The sequence below is a fragment of the Pseudomonas sp. LY-1 genome (assembly GCF_053502595.1).
This window is the reverse complement of record NZ_CP094353.1, coordinates 1904425-1930037: the sequence shown is the minus strand read 5'-3', so window position 1 is coordinate 1930037 and position 25613 is coordinate 1904425. Positions and strand designations below refer to the sequence as shown.

General features: G+C 55.7%; 25 protein-coding genes, 1 tRNA gene and 2 pseudogenes. 9 read left to right on the top strand and 19 right to left on the bottom strand.

Features of this window, described 5'->3' with window-relative positions:
* Window positions 1–116: 116 nt before the first annotated feature.
* Together MOQ67_RS08795 and MOQ67_RS08790 are read left to right on the top strand one after the other, a co-directional pair.
* On the top strand, window positions 117–329 hold the full coding sequence (locus MOQ67_RS08795; protein WP_017848713.1) for a cold-shock protein: 213 nt from the start codon (window positions 117–119) through the stop codon (window positions 327–329).
* A gap of 70 nt (window positions 330–399) precedes the next feature.
* Window positions 400–609: a cold-shock protein gene (locus MOQ67_RS08790; RefSeq protein ID WP_046384355.1), complete on the top strand. Its 210-nt coding sequence runs from the start codon at window positions 400–402 to the stop codon at window positions 607–609.
* 36 nt (window positions 610–645) lie between these two features.
* Here MOQ67_RS08790 and MOQ67_RS08785 read toward each other — a convergent pair whose 3' ends face one another.
* From MOQ67_RS08785 to MOQ67_RS08765, 5 genes and pseudogenes are all read right to left on the bottom strand, one after another.
* Window positions 646–1509 carry a methyl-accepting chemotaxis protein gene (locus tag MOQ67_RS08785; RefSeq protein WP_370737569.1) on the bottom strand — a complete coding sequence of 288 codons (864 nt, stop codon included), beginning with the start codon at window positions 1507–1509 and terminating at the stop codon, window positions 646–648.
* A pseudogene (locus MOQ67_RS08780) lies at window positions 1504–2271 on the bottom strand (MCP four helix bundle domain-containing protein); the annotation flags it as partial. The pseudogene MOQ67_RS08780 and the gene MOQ67_RS08785, both read right to left, overlap by 6 nt.
* Window positions 2272–2785: 514 nt before the next feature.
* Window positions 2786–3811: a histone deacetylase family protein gene (locus tag MOQ67_RS08775; protein WP_198717742.1), complete on the bottom strand. Its 1026-nt coding sequence runs from the start codon at window positions 3809–3811 to the stop codon at window positions 2786–2788.
* Between the two features lie 87 nt (window positions 3812–3898).
* The gene (locus MOQ67_RS08770) at window positions 3899–5128 is read right to left on the bottom strand and encodes a Zn-dependent hydrolase (RefSeq protein WP_169884569.1); all 1230 of its coding nucleotides are present in this window, start codon (window positions 5126–5128) and stop codon (window positions 3899–3901) included.
* 13 nt (window positions 5129–5141) lie between these two features.
* Window positions 5142–6461 (bottom strand): MFS transporter, encoded by a 1320-nt coding sequence (locus MOQ67_RS08765; RefSeq protein WP_046384359.1) that lies wholly within the window; start codon window positions 6459–6461, stop codon window positions 5142–5144.
* A 158-nt stretch (window positions 6462–6619) separates the two neighbouring features.
* Between MOQ67_RS08765 and MOQ67_RS08760 the strand changes: the two genes are divergently transcribed.
* Window positions 6620–7558 carry a LysR family transcriptional regulator gene (locus tag MOQ67_RS08760; RefSeq protein ID WP_198717743.1) on the top strand — a complete coding sequence of 313 codons (939 nt, stop codon included), beginning with the start codon at window positions 6620–6622 and terminating at the stop codon, window positions 7556–7558.
* A gap of 369 nt (window positions 7559–7927) precedes the next feature.
* Here the strand turns inward: MOQ67_RS08760 and MOQ67_RS08755 are convergent, their stop codons facing one another.
* Window positions 7928–8269, bottom strand: a complete 342-nt coding sequence (locus tag MOQ67_RS08755) for a helix-turn-helix domain-containing protein (RefSeq protein WP_448675915.1) — start codon at window positions 8267–8269, stop codon at window positions 7928–7930.
* Window positions 8270–8566: 297 nt separating this feature from the next.
* On the opposite strand from MOQ67_RS08755, the pseudogene MOQ67_RS08750 reads away from it, so the two are divergent.
* Window positions 8567–9361, top strand: a pseudogene (locus MOQ67_RS08750) (EAL domain-containing protein); the annotation flags it as partial.
* A gap of 217 nt (window positions 9362–9578) precedes the next feature.
* On the opposite strand, the gene MOQ67_RS08745 reads toward MOQ67_RS08750, so the two are convergent.
* On the bottom strand, window positions 9579–10559 hold the full coding sequence (locus MOQ67_RS08745) for an IS5-like element IS1384 family transposase (RefSeq protein ID WP_010466230.1): 981 nt from the start codon (window positions 10557–10559) through the stop codon (window positions 9579–9581).
* Between the two features lie 53 nt (window positions 10560–10612).
* A complete protein-coding gene (locus MOQ67_RS08740) occupies window positions 10613–10864 on the bottom strand; it encodes a hypothetical protein (protein WP_448675914.1) in 252 nt (83 codons plus the stop codon).
* A 136-nt stretch (window positions 10865–11000) separates the two neighbouring features.
* Between MOQ67_RS08740 and MOQ67_RS08735 the strand changes: the two genes are divergently transcribed.
* Window positions 11001–11861, top strand: coding sequence for a DUF6216 family protein (locus MOQ67_RS08735; RefSeq protein ID WP_198717744.1), 861 nt, complete (start codon window positions 11001–11003; stop codon window positions 11859–11861).
* A 468-nt stretch (window positions 11862–12329) separates the two neighbouring features.
* Here the strand turns inward: MOQ67_RS08735 and MOQ67_RS08730 are convergent, their stop codons facing one another.
* Both MOQ67_RS08730 and MOQ67_RS08725 read right to left on the bottom strand, forming a co-directional pair.
* Window positions 12330–12701: a helix-turn-helix domain-containing protein gene (locus tag MOQ67_RS08730; protein ID WP_198717745.1), complete on the bottom strand. Its 372-nt coding sequence runs from the start codon at window positions 12699–12701 to the stop codon at window positions 12330–12332.
* Between the two features lie 3 nt (window positions 12702–12704).
* On the bottom strand, window positions 12705–13007 hold the full coding sequence (locus MOQ67_RS08725) for a type II toxin-antitoxin system HigB family toxin (protein ID WP_079443046.1): 303 nt from the start codon (window positions 13005–13007) through the stop codon (window positions 12705–12707).
* Window positions 13008–13460: 453 nt separating this feature from the next.
* Here MOQ67_RS08725 and MOQ67_RS08720 point away from each other — a divergent pair, with 453 nt between their 5' ends.
* Together MOQ67_RS08720 and MOQ67_RS08715 are read left to right on the top strand one after the other, a co-directional pair.
* On the top strand, window positions 13461–14279 hold the full coding sequence (locus MOQ67_RS08720) for a DUF6236 family protein (protein ID WP_198717746.1): 819 nt from the start codon (window positions 13461–13463) through the stop codon (window positions 14277–14279).
* 1384 nt (window positions 14280–15663) lie between these two features.
* The gene (locus tag MOQ67_RS08715; protein WP_448675913.1) at window positions 15664–16260 is read left to right on the top strand and encodes an abortive infection family protein; all 597 of its coding nucleotides are present in this window, start codon (window positions 15664–15666) and stop codon (window positions 16258–16260) included.
* A gap of 145 nt (window positions 16261–16405) precedes the next feature.
* Here the strand turns inward: MOQ67_RS08715 and MOQ67_RS08710 are convergent, their stop codons facing one another.
* The 7 genes from MOQ67_RS08710 to dapA all read right to left on the bottom strand — a co-directional run bounded on the left by MOQ67_RS08710 (window position 16406) and on the right by dapA (window position 22839).
* On the bottom strand, window positions 16406–17965 hold the full coding sequence (locus MOQ67_RS08710) for an SIR2 family protein (RefSeq protein ID WP_448675912.1): 1560 nt from the start codon (window positions 17963–17965) through the stop codon (window positions 16406–16408).
* Window positions 17966–18531: 566 nt separating this feature from the next.
* A complete protein-coding gene (locus tag MOQ67_RS08705; protein WP_448675911.1) occupies window positions 18532–18882 on the bottom strand; it encodes a hypothetical protein in 351 nt (116 codons plus the stop codon).
* 268 nt (window positions 18883–19150) lie between these two features.
* Window positions 19151–19240 (bottom strand) — tRNA-Ser (locus tag MOQ67_RS08700).
* 83 nt (window positions 19241–19323) lie between these two features.
* Complete coding sequence (gene purC, locus MOQ67_RS08695; protein ID WP_017844921.1) at window positions 19324–20037, bottom strand: phosphoribosylaminoimidazolesuccinocarboxamide synthase; 714 nt, start codon at window positions 20035–20037, stop codon at window positions 19324–19326.
* A gap of 27 nt (window positions 20038–20064) precedes the next feature.
* A complete protein-coding gene (locus MOQ67_RS08690) occupies window positions 20065–20823 on the bottom strand; it encodes an MBL fold metallo-hydrolase (protein ID WP_017844920.1) in 759 nt (252 codons plus the stop codon).
* A 4-nt stretch (window positions 20824–20827) separates the two neighbouring features.
* Window positions 20828–21943 carry an outer membrane protein assembly factor BamC gene (gene bamC / locus MOQ67_RS08685; protein ID WP_017844919.1) on the bottom strand — a complete coding sequence of 372 codons (1116 nt, stop codon included), beginning with the start codon at window positions 21941–21943 and terminating at the stop codon, window positions 20828–20830.
* Window positions 21944–21960: 17 nt separating this feature from the next.
* A complete protein-coding gene (gene dapA / locus MOQ67_RS08680; protein WP_017844918.1) occupies window positions 21961–22839 on the bottom strand; it encodes a 4-hydroxy-tetrahydrodipicolinate synthase in 879 nt (292 codons plus the stop codon).
* Between the two features lie 273 nt (window positions 22840–23112).
* On the opposite strand from dapA, the gene MOQ67_RS08675 reads away from it, so the two are divergent.
* Together MOQ67_RS08675 and MOQ67_RS08670 are read left to right on the top strand one after the other, a co-directional pair.
* Window positions 23113–23673 carry a glycine cleavage system protein R gene (locus tag MOQ67_RS08675; RefSeq protein WP_017529585.1) on the top strand — a complete coding sequence of 187 codons (561 nt, stop codon included), beginning with the start codon at window positions 23113–23115 and terminating at the stop codon, window positions 23671–23673.
* A gap of 10 nt (window positions 23674–23683) precedes the next feature.
* Window positions 23684–24157: a peroxiredoxin gene (locus MOQ67_RS08670; protein WP_046384366.1), complete on the top strand. Its 474-nt coding sequence runs from the start codon at window positions 23684–23686 to the stop codon at window positions 24155–24157.
* A 38-nt stretch (window positions 24158–24195) separates the two neighbouring features.
* On the opposite strand, the gene MOQ67_RS08665 is transcribed toward MOQ67_RS08670, so the two are convergent.
* Both MOQ67_RS08665 and MOQ67_RS08660 read right to left on the bottom strand, forming a co-directional pair.
* Entirely contained in the window at window positions 24196–25266 is a 1071-nt protein-coding gene (locus tag MOQ67_RS08665) for an AI-2E family transporter (protein WP_017844916.1), read from the bottom strand.
* A 32-nt stretch (window positions 25267–25298) separates the two neighbouring features.
* Complete coding sequence (locus MOQ67_RS08660) at window positions 25299–25538, bottom strand: sulfurtransferase TusA family protein (RefSeq protein ID WP_017844915.1); 240 nt, start codon at window positions 25536–25538, stop codon at window positions 25299–25301.
* Window positions 25539–25613: the final 75 nt, after the last annotated feature.

The following is a 25613-nucleotide window of genomic DNA, read 5'->3' as shown; positions in this document are numbered from 1 at the left end:
ATGACAGTACCGCTGGTCTTGCGCAGTGTTGACGACGGGCTGGCGCGGGGCTTTTATTAAGCATGTCGCACTGCGTCGGTGCGCAGTAGGACATCAGGGTTTAGAGGATACGAACAATGAGCGACAGACAGAACGGCACGGTGAAGTGGTTCAACGATGAAAAAGGCTATGGGTTCATCACTCCGGATAGCGGGGCTGACCTGTTCGTACACTTCAGGGCGATTGAGGGCACTGGATTCAAATCATTGAAAGAAGGGCAGAAAGTCAGCTTCGAAACGGTAAAAGGGGAAAAAGGCATGCAGGCGGACAAAGTCCAATTGATCAGCTGATAAGCCTGCGACTCACCGCGTCACCCCGCCCACCCTGGGCCATGTATTGCACTGAAAATGGAGAACGGCCATGTCCAGAAAGACTCCACAGACTGCAATCTTCATCAGCAGCGAAACTGCCGCCCACGATGCACAGGACGTTTTCTTTCGCAGCAGCACCGCCCAGGGTGGTCAGGTGCTGCGCGAAGGGCAAACCGTCACCTACGAATTGGAACGGGGGCCGGGGGGCGAGTGGCAAGCGGTCAATATCAGGATCGTGGAAGAACCGACGCTGAATTAGCGCCATCCTGCGCGCCGCCACTCGCGGCGCACTTCACTACAGCTGAAAGCGTGCCACCGCCTCGTTCAGTGCGACCGCCAGTTGCGCCAGTTCCCGGCTCGCGCCGTTGATCTGCCCGGCGCCGGAAGACGATTGCGCCGACAAGTCGCGAATGTTGACGATGTTGCGATCGACTTCCTTGGCGACCTGGGCCTGCTCCTCGGCGGCACTGGCGATGACCAGGTTGCGCTGGTGAATCTGGTCGATGGAATCGGTGATCTGGCTCAAGGCACCGCCAGCGCCTTCCGCCAACGCCAGGGTGTCGGTGGCGCGTGCGGTGCTCGACTGCATCGAGGTCAGTGCGTGGTCGGAACCCGCGCGCATGGCGCTGACCATCTGGTCGATTTCCAGGGTCGATTGCTGGGTGCGGTGCGCCAGGGCGCGTACTTCGTCGGCCACGACCGCAAAGCCGCGTCCGGACTCCCCGGCCCGCGCCGCTTCGATGGCGGCATTGAGGGCCAGCAGGTTGGTCTGCTCGGCGATGGAGCGAATCACGTCGAGTACCTTGCCGATATCCCGCGACTGCTCGGCAAGGTGTTGCACCAGGGTCGAGGTCTCGCCGATGTTGCTGCTCAGGGCTTGAATCGCGCTGACCGTTTCGCCCACGCGATGCTGGCCTTCGCGCGCCGTTTCATTGGACACCCGCGTGGACTCGGAGGTGGACACCGCGTTGCGCGCCACCTCGTCAGCTGCGGAAGTCATCTCATTGACGGCAGTGGCGGCCAGCTCGATTTCCGCGGTCTGCTTTTGCAGGCTGCGGCTGCTTTGATCGGTAATGCCGTTCAGGTCGGTAGCCGACGACGCCAACTGCCCGGCCGACTGGCGAATCAGCTGCAAGGTGCCGCGCAGGCTGGCTTGCATACTCTGCAGCGCCACGAGCAAGCGGGTCACTTCGTCGTCGCCGGTCACCGCCACCGTTTCGGTCAGGTCGCCACGGGCGACGTTTTCCGCGGCCCGCACCGCATGGCTCAGCGGGCCGACGATGCTGCGTGTCAGCAGCCAGGCCAGCGCCACGGTACTCAAGGCGGCCAGCAGCACAAAGCCGAAGACCATCGTGCGCGAACGGCCATACTGCGCCTCGGCCGCCTGCCCTTGTTGGTTGATCTGCGCGTTGTAATAGTCGGCCAATGCGTTGAGCTGGGCGCCGGAGCCATCGACCACGGTTTTCATATCCACCAACAGCAACTTGTTGAGCTCAGCCCCCTGTTGCTGGTCGGCCAGCGCAAACGAGCGGGTCAGCCCTTGCTGGTACTGGCGCAGCGAGACCTGGAACTGCTCATACAACGCGCGCACTTCGGCGCTGTCGATCACGGCCTCGAGGTCGGCCAGCTTTTTGCTCAGGTCCTGGCTGCGCGTGTCCATCTGGCTGCGGTACTGCGGGATGCTTGCCGGGTTCGGGTCCAGCGCCATGCGCAAAGAGATGGTCCGAATGCGCAACATAATCTCGCGGATATCCGAGACCAGACGCATTTTAGGCACCAGCCCACGCTCGACCTGGACCGCACTTTCACGAATGCTGGCCATGTTCGAGAGCGCAAAAAAACCGAGTACGGCCACCAGCAAAGCAATCAGGGCAAAACCCAGGCCCGCGCGACGGGCGATGGACAGGCTACGTAAGGACATTTTTCGAGGCTCTCTTATTAGTGATCAGATGTCATACAAGAGCATTTCGGCCGCCAGGATCAGGACTTTAGAGACGTCATCCATTTCCCCGCGTGCGCCTGCGATCAGTCATGCAGGATTACAGGGAGATTTGCGTATGCGGAAAAATCCCTACACGGGAAAGAACCTGATCTCTCCATCTGAAACGAAAAAGCCTGCAGAACGCTCGGTTCGGCAGGCTTTTCGCTGCGGGTATCGGTCAACCGCCCTCAAGCGCACCCGCACGGGGTTGACGCTCGAACCGCGACTTCACACGCCTTGTCGATCCATCGACTACTGACAAGTCCCACCTTTGTGGTGCGACCCCGTGCCCCCGACCGGATGTGTCCCCTTCGGACACGCCGCGGCAAAAAACGGGCTACACGCCAACACCACCAAAACCCCGACCAATAACAGCTTCTTCATACCATCCTCCGTGATCGTCACGACATATGATGGCATAAAGATATCACACCTCCACAAAACCGATACTCGGTTACTTCGCCCAAGCCTGCGGGCCACTGAAGAACGCCTGCGCATTGCTGTCCAACGTCTCCAGGTGATACCCGCCCTCCTGCACGATCACACAGGGCAACCCCAGGCCGCGGATGCGCTCACCCAAGCGCGCAAACCCGTCCCGCGTCACCGCGACTTTGCTTTGCGGGTCCAGTTCGTAGATATCGAAGCCCAGGGAGAGCACCAGCACATCCGCAGAAAAGTCCTTCAGCGCCTTGAGGGCCAGTTCGAGCTGTTCAAAGAACACCGCCTCGCTGGCACCGTGGGGCATCGGCAGGTTGAGGTTGAAACCTTCGCCGGCCGCGTTGCCGCGCTCGTCGGCAAAACCGGCGACAGCCGGGTAGAAGTTGGTCGGGTCGCCGTGGATCGACACGTAGAGCACGTCGTCGCGGTCGTAGAAAATCTCCTGAATGCCTTGGCCGTGATGCATATCGGTATCCAGCACCGCGACGCGCTGGAAGCCTTCGCGCAACACCTGCGCCGCCACCGCGGCATTGTTGATGTAGCAGAAGCCGCCCGCCGCATCGAAGCGTGCGTGATGACCGGGGGGGCGACACAGCGCGTAGGCGGCGGGCGCGCCATCGAGGACGGCCTTGGCGGCAGCGACGGCGCTTTGGGCCGACCAATAGGCCGAGCGCCAGGTCCGTTCGCCGACCGGGCAACTGCCATCCGCCAGGTAGCGTGCGGCTTGGGCGAGGATGCCGCGCAGGGCGTTGGGTTCACGCACGAAGATGTTGGACATGACTTCGTCGCCCCACTCTTCAGGGATTTCCTTCCAGCGCGGGTAAGCCTCCTGAAGGAAGGTCAGGTAGGGCGCAGCGTGTACCGCCAGCAGCGGCTCAAGGCCGTGGTCCTCGGGTGACACAATCTCAAACCCCAGGGTTTGCGCGGCCCGCAGCAGGTTGCGGGCGCGCTCGGGGACTTCCTGCGGCGTTCGCATCTGGCCACGGGAGTAGTAGCTGCGCGGATAATGCAGGAGTTGTTCGGGATGGAAGAACGTTTGCATGGGAATCTCCTGAGTGAACACGCTGCCGGTGGGCGCTGGCTTGCCTGCGGCCCGGCAGGTCGTCTTCAGTCGTCCTGAATGAGGCGGTCAGTTGGCTTGGCCGGCACGTTTCAACACGGCGTTGAGTAAAACATCGGCGCCCTGGCGCACGTCCTCGGGCAGTACGTCTTCGGCTTCGTTGTGGCTGAGGCCGCCGACGCAGGGGATGAAGATCATCGCCGTCGGGCAATAGCGTGCGAGGTGGATGGCATCGTGGCCGGCGCCGCTGACGATGGGCTGCTGGCTGTAACCCAAGGCGTCCACCGCGGCTTGCACGCAGGCCACGCATTCGGCATCGAACGGCGTCGCTGGGCTGACCCAGTGAGGGCTGATGGTGACGCTCAGGCCGCGCTTCTGCGCGATGGCCTGCAAGCGCGCCCTGACCTGCTGCTCCATCGCCTCAATGTCGGCGTCGCGGTGATGGCGCAGGTCGACGGTGAAGGTCAGCAAACCGGGAATGGTGTTGCGCGAAGACTTGGCAATGCTCAACTCGCCGACGGTGGTGAGGCCCTGGGGGGCGAAATCCATGGCGAGGCATTCCAGGGCCTGGATCATTTTCGCGGCGCCATACAGCGCGTCCTTGCGCAGCGGCATCGGTGTGGTGCCAGCATGCGCGGCCAGCCCTTCGACCCGCACATCGAGCCAGCGAATCGCCTGGCCACCACTGACCACGCCGATGCTCTTGGCGTGGTCCTCAAGGATCGGGCCTTGCTCGATATGGGCTTCGAAATACGCATCCACCGCCCCGCCCAGGGCACGCTTGCCGTGGCAGCCGAGTGTGCGCAAGGCGTCGGCCACGCTGATGCCGTCGGCATCGGTGGTGGCCAGGGCTTGGTCCAGCGCCAAGGCACCGGTGAACACGGCGGAGCCGAGCATGGCGGGGGTGAAACGGGCGCCCTCCTCGTTCGTCCATACCGCGATTTCCAGCGGCTTGCGGGTCTGGATGCCATGGTCGTCGAGGCTGCGCATCACCTCTAGGCCGGCCAGCACGCCGTAGACACCGTCGAAGCGGCCGCCTTCCGGCTGGGTGTCGAGGTGACTGCCGATCATCACCGGCGCGGCGTCCTTATCCGCACCGGCACGCCGGGCGAACAGGTTGCCGATGGCGTCCATGCTCAGGCTCAGCCCGGCGGCCTTGCACCAGTGGCTGAACAGCTCGCGACCGGCGTGGTCTTCGGCGCTCAACGCCAGGCGGCAACTGCCGCCGCGCGCGGTCGCACCGACTTCGGCCATGGCCATCAGGTTGGCCCATAAACGCTCACCCTTAATCTTCAACATTGCACCCGCTCCATTAAACACCAGGGGCCATTTCCAGGCGGTGGGCGGTGGCGTGGCGGCGCGACAAGGCCAATACGCTCACCAGCGAGACCGCCGCGATCAGGCTGTAAAACACTGCCATCGGCCACCATTGGCCTTGGTATTCGTGGGCCAGCCAGGTGCCGATCAACGGCGTCAGGCCACCGGCCAGCGCACCGCACACCTGATAGGCCAGGGAAATCGCGGTGTAGCGCACGCGGGTTTCAAACAGGCCGCTGACAAAGCCCGCGATCACCGCATAAAACGAGGCCATGCACACCACCGCCAGGGCGATGCCGAGGATGATCAACGGCGCCTCACCGCTGCTGACCAGCACGAACATCGGGTAAGGCGACGCCATCGCCAGCACCGTCATCGCGCAGAGGAAACGCGTGGCGCCGACCTTCTCCGCGACCCAGGCCGCCAGGGGCTGTACGCAGAACTGGATGATGGCGACGACGAACAGGCACTCCAAAATCAACGAGCGCGGTAGGCCCAGTTGCTGAGTGCTGTAGGCAATCATAAAAGTGTTGGTGAAATACACGCCGGCGATGCCCAGCGTGTTGGCACCGATGCACAGCAGCAGCGGGCGCCAGGCGGTTTTCAGCACCTCGATCACCGGGGCCTGGTCCGGCTTGAGCGCCCGTGCCTTTTCGGCCAAGGCTTTGTCTTCGAGGAACTCAGGCGACTCGTTCACCCCCAGGCGAATCGCCAGGCCAACGATCAACAGCAAGGCGCTGGCCAGGAACGGCAGACGCCAGCCCCAACTGAGCAGGTCTTCTTCGGGCAAACGGGTCACCGCGCTGAACGCCAGCAGCGACAGAATCAGCCCCGCCGGGCTGCCCAACTGAGCAAAGGAGGCAAAGAAATTGCGGCGGCCCTTTGGCGCATGCTCGCCGGCCATCAACACCGCCCCGCCCCACTCGCCACCGACGGCGATGCCCTGCACGATGCGCAACAGCACCAGCAGGACCGGCGCCGCGACGCCGATCTGTGCGTAGCTCGGCAACAACCCGATGCACACCGTGACCACGCCCATCATGACCAGAGTGATCACCAGCGACTTCTTGCGGCCGATGCGATCGCCGATATGCCCGAACACAATGCCGCCCAACGGCCGCGCGAAAAAGCCTACGGCAAAGGTGCCGAACGCGGCCATGGTGCTGAACAATTTATCTTCGGAAGGGAAAAACAGCTGACCGAACACCAACGCGGCGGCGGTGGCGTAGATATAAAAATCGTACCACTCGATCATGGTGCCGATGAAAGCGGCGGCCGCAGCACGGCGAGGCTGGGGCGAAGCGGAAGGCTTCATGGGGCGGGCTCCTTTGGTTATTTTTTTGGCAGGAGAAAGGTCGAACGCATGCGCTCTGATGGCGCTTGTTGAGGGTGATTTATCGTCGCGGGGCTATGATTAGTCAATTTTCTATTTATTATTCCAATTATAAATCCTGATTATTATTGAGCCGCGCCATGCCCGAAACCCGTCGCGATATTCACCCGCTGCTCAACGACCGCCTGGACTGGAACCTGCTGCGCACCTTCCGCGTCATTGGCCAGGAACTGAGCATCAGCCGCGCCGCCGCACGCCTGCACCTGACTCAGCCGGCCATCAGCCAGGCCCTCAAACGCCTGGAAGAACAACTCGACTGCCAACTCATCGCCCGCCGTGGCCCGCGCTTCGTACTGACCGAGGCCGGCGAACAGATCTTCGCCATCGCCGGCGAGATGTACGGCCAGGTCTCGCAGATGAGCAACGCCCTGCAAAAACCCGGCGATGAAGTGATCGGCAAAGTGCGCCTGCTGATGATCAGCCGCATCAACTCCAACACCTTCGATGAGTTCCTGGCCGAGTTTCACCGCGAACACCCGCGGGTCGACCTGGAGGTCGAGGTAATGCGCAGCTCCGACATCGTCGCCGCCCTGCTGGAAAAAACCGCCACCCTGGGCCTGAGCCTCAACCGCCGGCCACAGCCGCGCCTGGAACAACATCTGTTCCTGCACCAGCGCTATGGTTTTTTCTGCGGCAAACACCACCCACTGTTCGGCCGCAGCGGCTTGGCCGAAGGGGACTTGCAATCGGAAAACTTCGTCAGTTTTACCAGCGACCAGATCGGCGGGATGCTCTCGCCGTTGACCATATTCCGCGATCAGCAGGGGTTCAGCGGGCGGATCGTGGCGTCGTCATCCAGCCTGGAAGAAGTGCGCCGCCTGGTTATCGCCGGGTTTGGCCTGGGCTGCCTGCCGATTCATGTGGTGGCGGAGGATGTGCAGAACGGACTGCTCTGGCGATTACCGCCGGATGAGGGGATTGCGGATGTGGATATCCATGTGTTGTGGCATCGGGAGCAGAAGATGAGTCGCGCAGAAACGGTGTTTATCGACAGTCTGCTGGCTCGTCTGGCGCAGTAGTCGAATGTATTCAGCGATTTATCAGACGGTTCTCTCAGGCGAACTCAATAGGGCCTTGGCTTGTTCATCCTGGACTTCGGCGAACTTTGTAGACTCTTTCCTCGTCAACTAAAGTTCAGCTCATTGAAAATATTGTTTTTGCCTCGCCAATTAATGACACCTGTCACACCGGCCAGGCCGAACTTTAAAAAAGTTCATCAATACCAACGAACACATCCCTGATGCATTCATCTAGCAGCAGGAACAGCAATAACATCATACGTTCCTATACTTAATGAAGCGTAAACAACCACATTCAAAAACAATAAACCGCCCCTGGCTCTACTCAGTATTTTGCGCCACCTATCAGGTGAATTGAACCGAGCACTGCTATTGCTCTCGATTCTTCAAGATCCTTTTTGCGGCGCCAATAATTTCTTTCAGCGACATTTCATCTGCTTGATAGGCAATGTCGCATAGGCAGTGGCGAAGGCTCGCGGCGGTTAGTTCAGCGTGATCCCGGCTCGTGAAAAAAGCATCCAGTCCTACGCCCAGGACGTCAGCGATTCGCTCCAACATCTCGATGCTAGGGGCGTATTCGCCCCTCTCGTAACGACTCACTGTCATCGACTCACACCCCAGTGCTTCGGCAAGGGCGGCCTGTGTCCATTTATTGTCTAGTCGTAAGTGCTTGATTCGCTTGCCTATACGTATAGTGGCACTTTGCTTCATCTGAAATATCACTTAAAATCAAATGCTTACACCTATTCACCTCCCCAGGAAGATCATAAAAAGGCTAGATTGCTATTATTTTCTAGCCAATTTCAGTATAGTCATTTTTTGACTATCTGAACGATGTTGAATTGCTAAGGAATTTTCCCATGGACGCCGAAAATTATGCCTGCCGGAAAATGCGATTGATTTTTGGTGCCTGCAGGTACCCGCGTTTGAGAAGCACCCAGCAGTTATTTGTCGTTACAGGTCAAAAAACACCGCTCCTATTGCCTATGGTTGGGTAACTGGGGGTAAACGTTCATGCTCACACCTTCCCACCTTCAACAACTGACACGACAAGGCATGATCGAACAGGCGTTACGCCAGGTCGATATCGAGCACGAATTCAGCCTGGTTTTTCAGCCGGTGATTGATTTGCGCAGCTGGCGCACCGTAGCGTTCGAGGCATTGGCACGCTGGAACAGCCCAGAACTAGGTGACGTGCCTCCCGGCCAGTTCATTCCGATTGCCGAGCGGATCGGCCTGATAAATCGCCTGACCACTCACCTGCTCGGCAAGGCATTGCTGATTGCCTCTGACTGGCCCCGCCACATTTGCCTTTCTTTTAACTTGTCCGCGCACGACTGCGCTTCAGACGAAATCGCCGGACAAATAATCGAAATCATCAAGGCCAGCCATTTCGACGCCAGGCGACTGGACCTGGAAATAACCGAAACAGCGATCATGCAGGATGTTGTTAAAGTGCAACATACTATTGACAGATTCTGTCGGCTAGGTTGCGGAGTGGCCCTTGACGATTTCGGCACTGGATACTCCAGCCTTAGCCAACTACTTTCGCTGGCGCTCACTAAAATAAAAATAGATCGAACCTTTATTACTGGCATTGATGAAAACCCCACCCGCTACAAAATTGTAAAGTCTCTAGTTGCTTTGAGCAGTGACATGCAACTGGAATGTATAGCCGAGGGCGTGGAAACTCGCGAGGAATTGGAAGCCTTGATTAGCCTGGGTTGTTTTTTTGTCCAAGGTTATTACTTTTCGCAGCCCATGCATCATTCGCACATAGATAATTGGCTCAAAGACAATTGAATGGTTCGTGGCATGCCAAAAATTCAATGTCGAGCGCTGACTGAAGTGCAGACCTTCGCAAGGTTTCTCTAAGGATGGTCTGAAGTAGCCATGTATTTCCCCGGCATACCACCTAGCGCAACTTTTAAACTCGCCAAATGATCAAAAAACAATCAATTCGACGAGTATTTCTTACGTTTTCGCCACCCGGACCCCACTCCGGTGGCCATTTCCCGCATTACAGGCGCACCTCTCCTGCATTCGTCAGTAAATGTCGGCGCGCCATCCACAGGTTCGACAGAGCGAACAGTGTCACCAGTTGCGCCGTGTTTTTGGCCAAGCCGCGAAAGCGCACCTTGGTGTAACCGAACTGGCGCTTGATTACCCGGAACGGATGCTCGACCTTGGCGCGCACCTGAGCCTTGGCCTTTTCAATCTTGCGCTTGGCTTTGTACAGCACGCTGCGCTTATCGAGTTTTTTGTAGGTGCTGCGGCGTGCCGCCACCTGCCAGATAACTTCACGTCCTTCATGCTCGGGCCGCTTTTCGACACCGGTGTAGCCTGCATCGGCGCAGACCACGTTTTCGTCGCCATGCAGCAATTTGTCCACCTGGGTGACATCCGCCACATTGGCCGCCGTGCCCACTACGCTGTGCACCAGACCCGATTCGTCATCGGCGCCGATGTGGGCCTTCATGCCAAAATAATACTGGTTTCCCTTCTTGGTCTGGTGCATTTCCGGGTCGCGCTTGCCGTCCTTGTTCTTGGTCGAACTGGGCGCATTGATCAGCGTTGCATCGACGATGGTGCCCTGGCGCAGCGACAGGCCGCGGTCGCCCAGATAGCCATTGATGACAGCGAGGATGCCGGCCGCCAGCTCGTGTTTCTCCAGCAAGCGGCGGAAGTTGAGAATGGTGGTTTCGTCGGGGATGCGCTCCAGGTTCAGCCCGGCAAACTGGCGCAGGATCGTGGTTTCGTACAGCGCTTCCTCCATCGCTGGATCGCTGTAGCCGAACCAGTTCTGCAGCAGATGCACACGCAGCATCGCCATCAACGGGTAGGCCGGACGGCCACCTTCACCTTTCGGATAATGTGGCTCGATCAAAGCAATCAAGCCCTTCCACGGCACCACCCGATCCATCTCGATCAGGAACAACTCCTTGCGGGTTTGCTTGCGCTTGCCAGCGTACTCGGCGTCGGCGAAGGTCATCTGCTTCATCGGGAAACTCGGTGGGTGGGGTCGCGGTATTTTGCCAAATCAGAAAGTCTTTTTCAGAGTTTCCCTAATATCCAACCCGGTGCGAAGTGGCTAAACCTGGAAGCGTCCTTGCATTTTCTGGCCAACTGCAGCTCAGAGATCCAGGCAACGGATTCCTCAGGCACGGTGGCCATGGTTTTCTCGGATAAACCGCCAGCCTTGCGCGCTTCGCTCATGGTCTCCTCGGCCTGTTTGCTGAAGGCGCCGGAGGCACACTCCAGCTCGGAGGAAACCTGTTTGAACTGGTCGCGGGTGGTGTCGGACATGGGTTATCCTCCCTGTAGGGTATAGAGCTCTATCGCCGCAGACACAAAAAACTTAAGGACGAGTTAAAAATGCCTATTGCTTAATGGCTAAACAGCCAATAAAACCTTCCATCAGAACTAAATCAAGGATGAATCTGTGTCACAGCAAAACTTCAACGACAACATCGTAAACTGGACATTTGAAAATTATGCAACACTGGCAAGCTTAGTTAGCGGTATCGCTATCTGCTTGTTAGCCTTGTACATTTATTCGCGTTCAGGCTCACTGATATTCCTACGCGACTTAATGTGGCGCTTTTTCGGCGGCTCCACAAAATTTGAAACCGAAGACTACGAACAAGTACGAAAAAACCTCAGGGAAGTTGAATACTACCGATTCGAGTTCAACATACCCGCACAGAACTTGACTGACACCAAACTCGCCGAGGAATGGATCAAGAAAAATGGCTTCTGCCATAGAGATGTTGCACGAGCAAGAAAATATATAGACTGGAAAAACTTTAACAGCCTAAAATTTAAAGAGGCCCTGTTTTCGAAACATGCTCAATGTGCGCTTTTTGCGCTACTCTTCTTTTTCTTCGTAATTATCAGCATTTCAGCACCACTTACGAACGCAAAATACCTGATGGTTTCATTGAAAGACGCTCCGGAAGCTCCGTCATTTTACCTATCCGAGGGCGATGCTAAATTCAGCTTTTTCAGATCCAACCCAACGCTAACAGAGAAAGAGTGCCAGTCACCGGAATCACTTAAAAAATTTATCAATCACGAGTTCTCAGAAAAAAACATCAACATCATCTGCTCGCTCTTTGGCGAGGACAAATACCGTGAGCATGTAAACAATGGGCTCAAGGGGCAACGAGGGCTTCTTCTGGCAATCGTCGCAATTTCGATTTTCTCCGTGTTCTGTATATTGGTGCGAATATCCAGATCCGGTGTTGCAAAAAAACTCCACGAAAAAATTCATCCACCCAAAAAACAAATTTTCAAAAAATAACCCATCCAGCTGAATAGCTTTGCGACTCTTACATTACACCGTTAGAGTCGCCTCGCTGGATTGATCACACCCCGAAACCTATCTAATGCCTTTTCTAGACTACGAGTAGGCTCATAGGACGTTTGGCGAAGACCTTCGCTGCGGCCTCTTCCGCCGACAGCGAAGCTCCGAAGATGCTGTCCAGCCGCATGGCGGAATCGACCAACACGGCTTTGCCCTGCTGGAGGTGCTGAACCACTCTCGCCAGAAGGCCCTTTCAGCCAAGCCAATGGGCACGCCGAGCCACTACTGCAAGGCGGCGCGCAGCCGTCCGGGTTTCCAGTGTTTCACGGTCAGACGCCCGCCATGATCGGGTTGTTGGAGAAGCCCTTGCGGCCGCCGATATCGGTCAGCCATGAACGGCAGGCAAAAAAATCCGGCACTCTTATCAGAAGCCCGGATTTTTCAGCAAATCAAACTAGCTCAGTACTACAGAGCTTTTACCGGCTTAATCAAACTCTCCGCCGGAATCCCAAACATCTCATGCAGTTTCCAAATCATCGGCAGCGTAAGAGCTCGCTTCCCGTTCAGAACCTCATAAACCCGATTCTTGCGCCCGATGGCAGGCACAAGGTCTGTCGCTGACAAACCGGACTGCTCCATCCTGAAACGTATGGCATCCACCGGGTTGGGCAGGCCAACCGGGAAGTGTTTCGCTTCATAAGCTTCGATCAGCGTAATCATTACCTCTAGGTAATCCCCTTCAGGAGTCCCTGGCTCTGGCTCATTATCGAACAGCGGCGAGACAGCCTTCAGCGCTTCTTGGTAATCCTGTTCGGTACGAATGGGGCGAATGTTCATGGGTTACTCCATTTCAACAGTATCTGCGTCAACGGCGTCGTACTGCTTATGTGTGCCGACAAATTTGATATAGAGAGCGCTGTAGCGGTAGGCCACAGCGACCACTAGCCGGTAGTCATTGCCCTTGATGTTGAACACGACCCGGCGGCTCTTGAGAACGCTCGCATGGCGAAACTGGCCTTTGATGTCTGCGGGCGTCTGCCAGCTCGCTTTCTTGACCTCGTCAATCCAGGCAAGGAGGGATTGCTCTGAATCCGGATATTTCTGCCAAAAAGTCTTGAGCTGGCTGATCGCGATGATTCTCATAGAATGATCCTAGTCCCACGGCGGGACTCACACAAGTGCGTTTCATCTGTTTGCCGTGTCCTGATACTCCCCCACACTCAGAAACGCCAAACTGAAATCATAAAAAATTTTGCAGTCAGACATCCGCCATGATCGGGCCGTTGGAGAAGCCGTCGCGGTCACAGAAGAGATGTACGTCGCCGTGGTGGGGATCAAAGGGTCCACGATCACTGCGGCGCCGGTGCGACCGCGACGAGAGCATTCAGCACAAAGTGGATGATCCCGGAGCCAGCCGAGTCGAGTATTTTGCCAGTGGTAGCTATAGAGCCTGGGTTTACTCTCGCTCATTGCCGGGGAAATTTGATGCGTGCGAAACGTTATCAATTAGAACTTTTAAAAGCCTTCACTAGACTCAATCAGCAACCCCTGATAACTTGACTTAAAATCAGACCCAACTTATAAAGTACACACTACATGACTATTGAAAACAACATGAGAGGGATAGTTATAGCACCCTCACTAGATCTCGACACACATAAAAATATTAGCTACTTAGGAACCATTCACCCTGACACCTTTAAAAAATACTTACTTTACTTTGACAAAATTGACATCCCAAAAACTACCAGAATAGGTTTTGAATCAACACCTGACGATAAATTTCTCGAGAGCGCTGGGATCTTAGAGCACACACTGCACGACGAGGGCTCTACATTTCAGCCAAAGCACACAAAACTAAACCTAATCGAAAATGCCCTGAAGATACGCCATAGTGTCCAACCTGGGCAGTGGAGCCTGGCGAATCACAAGCTCTCTCCGAGCGAGAATCAGCTTACGAAGAACCCAGGGATCGAAATAAAAATTTATGAATGCCTACCGATTCCAAGCCCAGAATCATCTTTCGATGACATATTAAACTACAAAGACAAGAGAAAAGATGAACTATTAGAATTTCGAAATCATCTGGACAACATCTACCAACTGATTCTTTCTCAGCCAGACACCGAGAGAGCTTTAGTGACAGCAATAGCAAACCTCAAAAAATCCATAACCAACGTCAATGCCTCAGCTACGAAAGGCCTACTACGAAGAGTTGCTTCCAGCTTCAACATCAGCCTTAACATCGAAAGCACTTTTTCGTTGGGCAGTGCTTTACTAGCAGGAGACAAAAGTCAGGTCGCCAAAGAAGCATTGGGTTTCATTAGCTTTGAACCTGTAAAACTATTTACAGCGACTGAGATCCCGAAGGATCTAAAGGCGCTCTCTTATTTGGTTAACCTCAACAAAATATGACATCACTCGTCCAACCTTTATAACTCGATAGCGATGGGGGATCCGTCCTATGCGGGGATGCAGCAACCAACCTGATATCTTTTTACTCTCTAACAGAAAATCTACAAAGTAGGCGTTTCAAGTGTGCTTCCGCAATGACACAGTGATAAAACTTTGACGCACTATCGGCGCAAACTATCCTGACAGATGGTCAAGTACCGCGTCTCTCAGAGCGTCTCGATAACTCAGCAATCATTCGATCATGCAGTCGCTGGGCCCAGTTGCGATAAGTCCTATCCGCCGATGGCTCCAGTCCCAGCTGCCGCATCTGCTCAGCAACGGACAGCTCCCGTTCCGGTAGATAGCGCAGGCTCGCCAATTTGGCTAACCGCTGGCCCTACTCACCTTGATGTTGCAACCAGGCCAATGTGGCTTCCACCTCGCGTGCCATGTGATCGGGACCAACTCCCACGAGTAGATCCCTTGAGCCCGGCGTACCACGGGCACCCCCCCAGTTTTGGCAAGACATTCTAAAGAGAATCGGTGCGAGTTTGGCAGCATCAACACGGACTCGAACAAAGTAAGCATCTTTCAGCTCGAAGTGATTTTCGCTTTCGGGGGGAGTTCATGGTTTTTTCACCCCGATCCAAAAGCTGCAGGTACGTGCGCGCTTCGGCGTACTGAATAACGCCTGCTGTGCCTTCTACGGAGACCACCACATTGCTTGAGTAGGCAGCGGCGGGAGAGCCGCGCAACAAGGCGCGGTATCGGGTATCGCATCACCAAATCCTTATGAGTGATGGAAGGCTGCTGAGCGAGCCCTGAGAATTGCCCTAAACCAAATCCCAACAACGAAAAAGCCCCTGAAATGTTCAACCATTTCAGGGGCTTAGTCGTATTCAATAATGGCGGAGAGATAGGGACGCTCTGCGAAATACTCTGCAGCCCCCGAAACAGAAGCTTTATACGGGTTGCAGCTGAGTTTCGGTACAAAATACTGGTACAGAATAGTGCATCCGCTGGGTACCCCACCGCAGGAGAGTTACTCCGTTTAAATGTGACACTTCTCCACAAACCAGAAACGGTAACTCCCAGCCATCGGCAGACAAAGGGGCTCTACCTGCGCTTCCACGCCACTTACTCTACCGGTTTTAAATGATTAGTTAGCCATCGCAACAGCTCTCTGATAGAGGATCGCCGACATGCTATAGACTGGGGTAAGGGTTACCCAAATTCTTAGTGCATACCAAGGTCAGAAATGCATCCACTATCCGAAGAAGCAGAAGCGCTCCAGAACATTCTAGTCTCCCAAGCTACGGGTGGTAACGAGGACGAAACTGCATACCTGATACTGAGACGCGCCATTCTGGACGATCCTAGCCTTGCCACGATGGTGCCTCGATGTGTGAATACCTGTCGCAGCCTTGGTCAGTTCTGGCAGTTTATCAAGAACAAATACGGCACCTACGCGGAACGACGGACCTACCTATGGGACGAGTTTCGTCCGTTGCTGAACTACGTTGAGAAAGGTGGTTCGTCACCAGCGGACCATGTGGTCACCGGCGCGATTGAGCGCTTCGACTCTCAGCATGTGAGGGTTGCATGGACAAAATCACTGGAGAGGCGTACCACAGACCCAGAAGGCGCAATCACAATGGCGCGGACCCTGCTCGAATCTGTCTGCAAGCACATCTTGGAGGAAGCCGGGGCAGAGTACGACGAGACACCGGACCTCAACAAGCTATACCGCCAAACAGCAGAATTGCTCAACCTAGCTCCCTCCCAACACACAGAGAAAGTCTTCAAGCAAATCCTAGGCGGCTGCACGTCAGTAGTGGAAGGATTGGGTGCACTTCGAAATCGACTCAGCGATTCTCATGGCACAGGTAAGGCAGGCGTGAAACCAGCTCCACGCCATGCTGAATTGGCAGTGAACCTCGCAGGCTCACTTGCCCTGTATCTCTTGAGCACATGGGAGGCGAAATCATCTATTAATGGCTGAATCCAGCATCTAAATGTCAAAATCAATCGCTTAGCTTTGGTCGTGGCAAAGAACAGCCCGGAACAACCAAAATCAACGACAAGGTCACGCAAACCGACACAAATGGACCAGCGAGGCCGTTTATGCGAGATTTGACTTTGGTTTATTAGAGCGGAAAGCCGTCCTCAATCAAGTCAATGAGACAGCCAAGCCTTCTATAATAGGTGGCATAGTTTCCGCTAGCCAAACCTGCTGTATTTGCTTGTAAAAATGCTTTGACTGCCACGATATCAATATCGCAATCATTTTGCTGGGGTATCATTATCGCTGCTTTTTCACTTGTGAGCGTGGCTATAATCTCAGCTGTACTCATTCCTGCGTACAAAGTTGCAAACTGCTTCTTGTATTGCTTAATCCTGTAATCGTCCCGACTCGCCTTACGCAAAACCTCTTCAAGATTAGAATATTCGGAAGCTCTCAGCTCTGCCAGAGAAACTATACCGACCGCCCGCAAATGTTTGTATATGGGAATGTATTTATTAGACCGCTTTATCAATGATGGATAGAAGTCTTTCAATAACGTGTGCGGATTGAATTTAGATCCACCAGCAATCATATCAAGTAAAATATCATTCACGGTGATTGCAATATATCCTAAAGCAGATACTGCGTCTTTTGCAACACCAACCCCCATCACAAACTCTACATCGTCCTTGTTTTCGATTTGGTCTAAATCAATAACCGCAAGCTTGCCTTCCGGATCATTATCCCTGACCAAATCGTACATTTGCTCCTTGCAATACCTTAAAATACGTGCGGGTATCTTGCGCTTTGTACTTTCTATTGCTTCATATATTTCTAAAAAATCACTTGTCTTGACTACAGTGATCGAAAGTCGAGTGTCGCCAATGGACATTATTGCGTCATGAAAGCTTGGCGCCTCACCATTATCAGGGCGCTGTACAAAAACCAAATTGCGACCGAATTTATCCAGTTTGTCCTGCCCAAGGCAGTTGACGATTGATTCAATAATTTTCTGAATATTTTTATCACTTATAGAGTAACCGATAAAAATTATTGGATGCTCAATGAACAAGGTTATTAATTTTGCTGCAAGGTAGGGATTTTTTCCTTCAAACTCTTCGTAGTCCTCAGCGGTCAATACCAAGCTATTTGAACGAGACGAACAACCATGTATTTTATAAATCTCGGCAATGGACTGGGGATTGGAAAACAACAATTCCTCTTGACCAATAAAAACCTGATAATCAGGAAAAAGCTCCTCAAGAAAAAGATCCCAATTCGTAGTAATTATGCCATCAACGTTTATTCTGGAAAGAACCTCAAGCTCTTGCAACAACTTCTCATCCGAAGGTTTATTGCTGCTAATCAGACTAAGATATTTAGAGATTTCGTATTTTAACGCAGATGAAACGTTGTCCATCCCACCTTCATTTAAGCCGCGAGACTCTGCATATTTATCACTCTCCCACCAGACCGGATTGAAATCTTTAGCCATATCGCTAGCAGTTTTTGGCATATCTCTATTATTTTGTGAGCTATAAAAACCAAAGCTTTTTATATTTTCACAAAATCTTGAAAGTAATTCCTCCCAATTTTCTAGGCCAATATACCTCCGCGAAAAACCTGAACCGATGAACAAGAAGGGAGCTGCTGTATTAGCTTTCAACAGCCTCGTGAGCTGATCGGTGATATGTGACGTCATTGGGATGTCCGCAAAGTAAGAATGATGGTAGGCAACGTAGTCTTGGTCGCTTGGCTCAATAGCTCCACGGCAGCCTTGACCTTTTCAGACCGATCTAGGTAGGTGAGTATGGCACCTAAAATGGCGTACGCATTAAAGATGGCTAGATGTACCGTATCGTGGCCTTTGGTCATATGGTGACCGCAGGCGATTACGCAACGAGGCACGATATGGACAATGGGATAATCGACCTCAAGACACCATGTATCGTCTACCTAACACCATATCCTCCCGCGTAAAAACTGTTTTCGATGCCCTACGCTCAAAAGCCGGCGGCATTAGCAGCCATTACTCGGTGGCGACGGCACAAGTCATATCCAGCGTCGCTTACCTCCTGACAAGACAAGTATTCTCCGCCCTATTCAAGGTGAACACTCATACAACGAGATACCTCATCAGGCTTCGTCCAACTCTTACCACAGCTTAGAGCTTCGAATCCCAGCAGGGTCTAGCTCTCACAAGGAATTAAACTTACGAGTACAGACCGTACCGGCACCCGACGAGCTTTTCGAGGTTACGGATCCCCATTAATAGTCGAGCGTATCCTTGGTCTGCTTGCAGCTCGCCAGACGGCCTCTTACCTGGCCATTCAGTAAACGAGTCTGCATTGACTGATAAGCTTGGCTTGTACCGTGCAGTTTCTTAACAACATCTAGCTTGTCTTTCGCCAAGGTCATCTGTGCTACGCACTCATTGATGTCCTTTTTAGACAAGGTTCTAGTGCCTGCGTCGTTTGGCGTTCCTTGAGGACGCTTCTCGTACAGCTTCTGAACCTCGCCTAGGCTTGCCAATGCAGCCGCTTCGTCTTCGTTGCTCGCTGCCGACGCGCCGCTACACATAACCACCACAGCCATCCCCACGACACACAGCTTAATCAATGGAACATCCCTTTATAATTAATAAAGCTTCCACCCTAACCGACCTGATTCATTTCGCAACTACAAAAATGAGCCTTAGGACGGGCCCGAAGCAAAGAATTGGATTGGGAAAAACATGGTTAAAAAGTCGAATGTAACTCACCAGCGCATAATTTGAGCAAAAAAAAGCCCCGATCCGAAGATCAGGGCTATTTTTGGTACAAAGCGCCGGTACAAAATCGCTCTGCAAATTCCACTATAAACCATTGATTTATAAGGACTTTTAATATGGCGGAGAGATAGGGATTCGAACCCTAGGTACCGGTGAAGGTACAACGGATTTCGAATCCGTCCCATTCGGCCACTCTGGCATCTCTCCAACGGCGCGCATCATAACAGCCTGTCTCTGGAAAGCAAAGCGCCGAAGCGATTTTTTTCCGTGCTATCAGATGCTTGCGTCGATTACAGCGGTACGCCGAGGCGCTTGGCGACTTCTTCGTAGGCTTCGATCACGTCACCGAGGCCTTGGCGGAAGCGGTCTTTGTCCATCTTCTTCTTGGTGTCCTTGTCCCACAGGCGGCAGCCGTCCGGGCTGAATTCGTCGCCCAGGACGATGGAGCCGTCGTGGAACACGCCGAATTCAAGCTTGAAGTCGACCAGCAAGAGGCCGGCGTCGTCGAACAGCTTGCTCAGCACGTCGTTGACCTTGAGGGACAGTTCCTTCATGCGCGCCAGTTGCTCGGCGGTGCCCCAGCCGAACGCCACGACGTGGGATTCGTTGATGAACGGGTCGCCCTTGGCGTCGTCCTTCAGGAACAGCTCGAACGTGTAAGGGTTGAGCTTGAGGCCCTCCTCCACGCCCAGGCGCTTGACCAGGCTGCCAGCGGCGTAGTTACGCACGACGCATTCGACCGGGATCATGTCCAGCTTCTTGACCAGGCACTCGTTGTCGCTCAGCAGTTTGTCGAATTGGGTCGGAATGCCGGCCGCTTCGAGTTTCTGCATGATGAAGGCGTTGAACTTGTTGTTCACCATGCCCTTGCGATCCAGTTGTTCGATGCGCTTGCCGTCGAACGCCGAAGTGTCGTTGCGAAACAGCAGGATCAGGCGGTTGGCGTCGTCGGTCTTGTACACCGACTTGGCTTTGCCGCGGTAGAGTTCTTCACGTTTTTCCATGATGGGCTCCGCTTTGAGTGAGGTGGGCTAGGCGATGTGTCGCCAGTCGAGCCCTGAATCTTGATCGGCCAGTTGCAGCCAGTCCGGGTCGCACCCAAGGGTATCGACAAAACATTGCCGGGCCAGCTGCGGCAGGTTGTTCTTGCTGCTCAGGTGGGCCAGGACCAGGTGTTGCAGGTCTTGCCAGCCCAACTCATACACCAGGTACGCCGCCTGGTGGTTGTTCAAATGCCCGAGTTCGCCGCCCACCCGTTGCTTGAGAAAGTACGGGTAATGACCGCGAGCCAACAGGTCTCGGCAGTGGTTGGACTCGATCATCAATGCATCGAGATCCCGGTAACCGTCCAGCACCTTGGCGCAGTAGGAGCCCAGGTCGGTGAGTACGCCGAAACGTCGCTCGCCGCCACTGAATACATACTGCGTCGGCTCCTGGGCGTCATGCGCCACGGCAATCACATCGATGCTCAACGCACCGATCTGCAGTTGCTCGCCACCGGCCAGGAAGCCTGCGGGTTCAATGGGTTTGCGCATCCCGCGCAAGGTGCCGCGACTCAGGTACACCGGAAGATTGTAGCGCCGAGACAGCAAACCCACGCCATGCACATGGTCGGCATGTTCGTGGGTCACCAGAATCGCGCTCAGCTGCGAGGGGTGAACCCCCAGGCGCAGCAGGCGCCGCTCGGTTTCTCTTAACGAGAAACCACAATCCACCAGCACATACGTGTCGTCTTGAGCGACCAGCGTGCCGTTCCCTTGGCTACCGCTGCCGAGAACGGCAAAACGCATCGGATCAGCCCAGGTTGTCCTGAATCACGCCCAACACCTTGCGCGCTGTTTCAGCTGGCGCAACGGTGTTGATGTTCTTCTCGACGGTGACTTGCACGCTTTCGCCAACCTTGCTCAAACGAATCTGATAACGCTCGGCGCGGGTTTCGATCTCTTCCTTGGTCGGCGCGCTGCCGAACAATTTGCTGAAGAAACCTGGCTCGGCGTCTTTCTTCTCGGCTTTTTCCGCCACGTTGATGTAGTACAGGCCCAGGCTGCGGTTGATGTCTTCAACACGCCAAGGGCCTTGTTCCAACGCGCGACCGACACTGGCCCAGGCACGGTCCAGGTCTTCACCCAGGTTCAGCACCACGTTGCCGCTGCCGTCTTCGGTGAGGCTGACGCGGCTCGGGGTGTCGTAATCGCGTGCGGCGAGCAGGGAGATCGAACCGCCCTTCTCGGAAATGCGGCTCATGCTGGCCAGCATCTCGTCGACCAGTGCGGCGTCGACGCCGGTGTTGACCGAGCGGTTGGTGAACTCGACGTTGGACGTGCTGCCGGCAGGACGCTCGGCGCTGACCACATAGACTTCACTGGTATTGCGCTGCACGCCAGGCTCGATGCGTACACGTACACGGGCTTCGCTGTCAGCGGCGATACCGCCAGACTGCAAACGCTTGGCCATGCTGGCGGACAGCTCGCTGCCTTGCTGCCACGCCGTGGTGAACTCACCGGTCTGCGGGCGCTGCTCGTCGATGCGGAAGCCATTGTCCTGGAAGAACTGCACCGCCACCGGCCAGACTTCGGCAGGTGGGCGCTGTGCCACGATCCAACGCGAATCGCCGCTCTTCTGCAGGCTGTAGTCGCTGGTATTCGCCACGGCCAAGATCGGTTGTGGACGCGGCACCACGTACTCACCCTTGGCGGTGTCGTCGGCAACATTGCGCGGAATCGGCAGCAACGGGTCAAGGCGCTTGGCGACGTTGACGTCCGGCGGCAGTTGCATCGGTTTGGTTGCTTGTGCTTCCAGGTAATCGCTGCCGCGGTCACGGAAGTAGCCTTCCGGGCCCCAGATCCAACCGCAGCCGCTGGTGCTGGAGATAATCAAGGCAAGTGCGGAAAGTCCGGCCAATCGCTTCATGCGTAGTGCTTCCTCAATTAAACCAGGACGCCGGACTGGCGCAAGGCCTGTCGCAGCGGTTCGTGACAGGCTTCGCTGAGGCGGGTGAGCGGCAGACGGATACCGTCCGGCATCATGCCCATCTCGAACAGCGCCCATTTCACGGGAATAGGGTTGGATTCGATAAACAGTGTCTTGTTGAGCGGCATCAGTTTTTCGTGAATCGCACGTGCGGTCACGGCATCGCCGGCGAGGGCGGCGGCGCACATGTCGCTCATCGCACGCGGGGCCACGTTGGCGGTCACCGAGATGTTGCCCTTGCCGCCCAGCAGGATCAGCTCGACAGCAGTGGCATCGTCGCCGGAATACACCAGGAAGTCGCTGCTCACGCCTGCCAGGATGTCCTTGGCGCGCTGCAGGTCGCCGGTGGCTTCCTTGATGCCGATGATGTTCGGCACGGTGGACAGGCGGATCACGGTCTCGGCCTTCATGTCGCACGCGGTGCGACCTGGCACGTTATAGAGGATCTGCGGGATATCGACCGCTTCGGCAATGGTGCGGAAGTGCTGGTACAGGCCTTCCTGGGTCGGCTTGTTGTAGTACGGGGTCACCAGCAGGCAGGCGTCGGCGCCGGCTTTCTTGGCGTTCCTGGTCAGCTCGATCGCTTCACGCGTCGAGTTGGCGCCCGTACCGGCGATCACGGCGATACGGCCCGCGACACGCTTGACCACGAACTCGATGACCTGGATGTGTTCTTCCACGTCGAGAGTGGCCGACTCACCTGTGGTGCCGACCGCCACAATGGCGTTGGTGCCCTCTTGCAGGTGGAAGTCCACCAGTTTGCCCAGGCTATCCCAGTCGAGACGACCTTGTGCATCCATGGGTGTGACCAGTGCCACCATACTGCCCGCAATCATGCAACCGCTCCTGCCGGAAAAAGAGAGCCGTAATGGTACTGGCGCCAAGATGCTTGTACAAGCGAAGTACCGCCTGAGGATGCGTTCTGGCGCAACTAAACGACGGGCATTGCCATCATTGCGCGAAAGTGCGGGTCGAGACGGGGTAAAAACCCGCCGATCACGCAATGAAAACGCCACCTCCTATCCCTTGGCGACGCTTTTCGCTACCCTTCATGCTTTGATCGATACAGCCCTCACCGTATCGACCGCTCATCGTTTTAGGAAGGCTGCATGTCCACCCCCACAGTTCGCGAACAATTCCTTGTTATCAGTGCCCTCGGCGCCAACCCCATGGAGCTGACCAACGTCCTGTGCCGCGCCAGCCATGAAAACCGCTGCGCCGTCGTCACCTCCCGTCTCACCCGCCATGGCGAGTGCAGTGCGCTGGTGCTGCAGATTTCCGGCACCTGGGACGCCCTGGCACGCCTGGAGACCGGCCTGCCGGGTCTGGCCAAGAAGCACAACTTCACCGTCAATGTGGTACGCAGCGCCGCGCTGGAAAACCGCCCGCAGGCCCTGCCTTATGTGGCGTATGTCAGTTCGGCCTACCGCTCGGACATCGTCAACGAGTTGTGCCAGTTCTTCATCGACCATAACGTCGAGCTGGAAAACCTCACCTGCGACACCTACCAGGCACCGCAAACCGGCGGCACCATGCTCAACGCCACGTTTACCGTGACCTTGCCGGCCGGCGTGCAGATCAGTTGGCTGCGCGATCAGTTCCTGGACTTCGCCGATGCCCTGAACCTCGACGCCTTAATCGAGCCGTGGCGCCCACAGAACCCAATGTAAGGAAGCCCCCATGGCGGTAGTCATCGACAAACCCGTAGCCGATTTCGAAGCCCAGGCCACCAGCGGCCAGACCTTCAGCCTCGCAGCCCTCAAGGGCAAGCAAGTGGTGATCTACTTCTACCCGAAGGACAGCACCCCGGGTTGCACCACCGAAGGCCAGGGTTTCCGTGACCAGTACGCAGCGTTCAAGGCAGCCAACACCGAAGTGTTTGGCGTGTCGCGCGACAGCGTGAAGTCTCATGAGAACTTCAAGGGCAAGCAGGAATTCCCGTTCGAGCTGATCAGCGACAAGGACGAAGCGGTTTGCCAGCTGTTTGACGTGATCAAGCTGAAGAAGCTGTATGGCAAGGAATACCTGGGCGTGGATCGCAGCACCTTCCTGATCGACAAGGATGGCGTGCTGCGCCAGGAATGGCGTGGCGTGAAAGTGCCAGGGCATGTGGACGCCGTGCTGGCGGCCGCCCAGGCTTTGCATAACGCGTGAGCATCATCGGGAGAGGGCGCACGCGCCCTCCCCTCGCTTCAGAGTAAGGGCGCCACCACCGGTTCCTGCCGCGGCCATGCATCCAGCACCGCCTTGAACAGCGTCGCCAGGGGGATCGCAAAGAACACGCCCCAGAACCCCCACAACCCGCCGAACAACAATACCGCGCAGATGATCGCCACCGGATGCAGGTTGACCGCCTCCGAGAACAGCAGCGGCACCAGTACGTTGCCGTCCAGGGTCTGGATGATGCCGTACACCGCCATCAGGTAGATGAACTGGTCGCTCCAGCCCCACTGGAACAAGGCAATCAACGTGACCGGCACCGTCACCACCACCGCGCCGACATACGGCACCACCACTGAAATGCCCACCAGCAATGCCAGCAGCGCCGCGTAGTTCAGGTCCAGGGCAATAAAGGCGATGTAGGTCACGCCGCCACAGATGATGATCTCGATCACCTTGCCGCGGATGTAATTGGCGATCTGCCGGTTCATCTCCTCGGCCACCCGGGTGATCAGCGCACGCTCACGCGGCAGATAGCCACTTACCCAGCGGCCGATCATCGCGCGGTCCTTGAGGAAGAAAAACACCAGGATCGGCACCAGCACCAGGTAGATCATGATGTTGACCAGCAACGGCAGGCTGGACAGGGAAAAGGTCACCGCCCACTGCCCGAACTTTCCGATCTCGCCGCGCGCCACTTCGATGGCTTGCAAGACCTGCTCATCCGACACCAGATGCGGGTAGCGCTCCGGCAACAGCAGCAACAGCGACTGCCATTTGGCGAGCATGCCGGGCAACTCATTGAACAGGGTGATCAACTGGTGCCACAGCAGTGGCACGACCACCACGATAAATACCAGCAACAGCCCCATGAACAAAGCAAATACCAGTCCCACTGCAGCCGCACCCGGTAAGCGCAGACGCTCCAGGGTGGTGACCAACCCCTGCATCAGGTAGGCCAGCACCATCCCCGCCAGCACCGGAGCGAGCATGCCGCCCAGGGTGAGGACGGCGGTAAAGGCCAGGAACAGCAGGACCGCCAGCACCACGGCTTCCTCGTCGGAGAAGTAGCGCTGAATCCAGTCTCGTAACACTTTGAACATCAATCAACCTCGGGTGGTGGGAAGCGGACGCTTCAGGCCTTGCGCAACCAATAACGGTAGACACCGGCGGCGTCTTCTTCATGCACCAGGGTATGACCGGCCAGCCTGGCAAAGGTGCGGAAATCACGCTGGGAACCGGCATCCGTGGCGATGACTTTGAGCACCGCGCCGCTGGCCAATCGATTGAGTTCGAGTTTGGCCTTGAGCAAAGGCAACGGGCAATTGAGGCCGCTGGCATCGAGTTCGGCATCAAAGGCTACAGCGTCGGTCATGGTTTTACTCCGGGCAAGCGTTCAGGCTGCTTAGAATATCTGGTCCGACGCTCAGTGTCCGGCTACAGTAAGCTC